The 2310-nt window shown below is 40.3% G+C and carries 3 protein-coding genes; all 3 read right to left on the bottom strand.

All coding sequences use genetic code 11. The features are described 5' to 3' along the window. Positions 1-157: 157 nt before the first annotated feature. From WBM98_RS10175 to WBM98_RS10165, 3 genes are read right to left on the bottom strand one after another with little or no spacing between them, the layout of a single operon-like run. Positions 158-694: a DUF420 domain-containing protein gene (locus tag WBM98_RS10175; RefSeq protein ID WP_424365914.1), complete on the bottom strand. Its 537-nt coding sequence runs from the start codon at positions 692-694 to the stop codon at positions 158-160. 6 nt (positions 695-700) lie between these two features. After that, entirely contained in the window at positions 701-1426 is a 726-nt protein-coding gene (locus tag WBM98_RS10170; RefSeq protein WP_424365913.1) for an SCO family protein, read from the bottom strand. Positions 1427-1442: 16 nt separating this feature from the next. Then, the gene (locus tag WBM98_RS10165) at positions 1443-2072 is read right to left on the bottom strand and encodes a hypothetical protein (RefSeq protein ID WP_424365912.1); all 630 of its coding nucleotides are present in this window, start codon (positions 2070-2072) and stop codon (positions 1443-1445) included. Positions 2073-2310 lie beyond the last annotated feature (238 nt).

The following is a 2310-nucleotide window of genomic DNA, read 5'->3' as shown; positions in this document are numbered from 1 at the left end:
GGAATGGCCATTAAATAAACGATCCCATTATTAATTCCTTCGGCAGAGGATGTATTGCCTTCACTTTCCAATACGGCCCTACACATGGCACATTGCGCCTCAATACATTGTGGGACCAAGAACAAGGCAAAAATCAGGACAAAGACGAGTTTATTTCTCATGGATAGGCGTAATAGGGTGATATCATTATATAAACCACGACGCCCGTAATAGCCACATACAACCATACTGGAAAAGTCAATCGTGCCAAGGCCCTATGTTCATCATACTTTTTCAAATAGGCTCGGGCATATGTTTTAAGCACCAAAGGAATGATACCTATTGATAAAATGATATGCGATACCAATATAAAGTAATATACATACTTTATAACTCCTTCACCACCAAACGATGTTGAATCGGATGTCATGTGATAGGCGATATAAAGCAACAAAAATACCAACGATAGGGCGATACAAATGGTCATAAGCCTTTGGTGGAGTTCCTGTCGGCCGTTTTTGATAGCCCAAACTGCCACTATCAGAATAACCGCAGTAAGCCCATTGATCGACGCATATATGGGCGGTAAGAAGTACAACGGCTCCACATTGGGTATTTTAACCCCAAACATAAGGGCAACCACGATGGGAACGAGGATAGAAACCACATTGATCCACCTATTGAATTTTTTCTCTTTTCGTGTGATTGGTTCCATGCACTATTATTCCTTTAACAATTTCTCGATATCTTCCCTTAAAATGGAGATCTGTTCCCTTTCCCCTTCACTGTTCTCACCTTGCGCTTCGGTAATGGTGCCCCGGTAATAGATGATCGGGTTCCCAAATTCATCTACCCTAGAGCGTATATAGCCTTTCTTATCGATAAGGGCAAAGAGGCCTGCATGTTCAAAACCACCAGGGGCATCAGGCATTTCGGAAACAAAAATATTGAAGCCCGAATTGGCCAACTCATAGATCGCCTCTTGGCTTCCTGTCATCAAGTGCCAATCCAAATTTGTGATTCCATGTTTCTCAGCATATTTTTTAAGCACCATGGGGGTATCATATTCCGGAGTTATGGTAAACGAGGCCACGCCAAAATCAGGAGCGGTCTTAAAGCTCTCTTGAAGGTCCACAAGATTTTTGGTCATTATGGGGCAGATGGAAGGGCACGAAGTGAAAAAGAATTCAACGACATATACTTTCCCGAAATAATCCTTTTCGGTAATGAGCAAACTGTCTTGATCTATAAACTCGAATGCCGGTACGCGCCGTTTTTGGCCGTTTAAATAAATGTAGGCCAACCCTGCCTTGTTGTCTTTTAAGCTTATTCGATCATTTTCAACCATAGTGCCCGAAGCCACTCGATCAACGATCTTGGGTATAAAGATGATACCAAAGACCAAAATGACCAAGGACACCCAAACATATGTGTATTTGTTCTTCATCTATTAAGACATGTATTTATTTCTTATTGGCATTGTTCTTTTTTAAGGCCAACCGATATTCTGCCAAGATAATCTTCACATCATCCTCCATCTTATTGTTCAATTCTGCAACAGAGGTGGCATTAAACCCAAATTTGGTCCCTTCATCTTCGTCATTTGTCCTTCCACGCAGGTTTCTGTCCTTATCGATAATAAAAACATAAGGGGTGGCCAAATTCCCATCCAAGAAGAGGTCAGTATTCATACCATCGAAAAATCGTTGGATCTGTTCTTTTTCCCCATAGACAAAGTTCCATTTTGTAACATCGGTCAAATTCCCCAGTTCCGACTTAAGTGCAGCCACCTTGCTTTCGGTCCCCTTAGGAACTAACATTACAAACTGAAAGTCGTTGAATTCATAAAATCGTTTGTATATTTTTTGGTTCAAATTAAAGGCAATACCCTTTTGGTTCCCCAAATCATTCCCCAAAAACCCAAGGATGGTAATCTTATCCTGAAGGGCAACATTGTTGTCGATTTTAGAGATATCCCCAATATCCTGTGTAAGGATCGGTAACCTTCCAAAATTATTAATACCAGAAGCAAAGAAGAGATACGCCACAATGGGTAGGATGAACAATACAACTAAAACAAAGGTCTTTTTCATGGGAAGATATGCTATGCCCTATAAAATCAGGTTTCGCCTTATCTCAGAATCAGTCCGAAATACAGATTAAACCCTTAACTGGTTTCTAATGACAAAAATAAAAAAGACGGTCTTGAAACCGTCTTTTTATTCTGTTAATTCTGTTAATTATATCGTATTAGAAGTTCCAGGTCACGAAACCATCCGCAAAGACATTGTAGATGTAATTCCCTTCGACCAAGAGTATGAATGCCAAATA

The organism is Maribacter sp. (assembly GCF_049667165.1).
In the GTDB taxonomy this organism is placed as follows: Bacteria; Bacteroidota; Bacteroidia; order Flavobacteriales; family Flavobacteriaceae; genus Maribacter_A.
The sequence above is the reverse complement of the archived record's forward strand: the minus strand, read 5'-3'. Positions and strand labels throughout refer to the sequence as shown.

Coding starts and splice junctions, on each gene's coding strand:
- WBM98_RS10175 (WP_424365914.1), bottom strand. CDS start 694: ATGGAACCAATCACACGAAAAGAGAAAAAATTCAATAGGTGGATCAAT.
- WBM98_RS10170 (WP_424365913.1), bottom strand. CDS start 1,426: ATGAAGAACAAATACACATATGTTTGGGTGTCCTTGGTCATTTTGGTC.
- WBM98_RS10165 (WP_424365912.1), bottom strand. CDS start 2,072: ATGAAAAAGACCTTTGTTTTAGTTGTATTGTTCATCCTACCCATTGTG.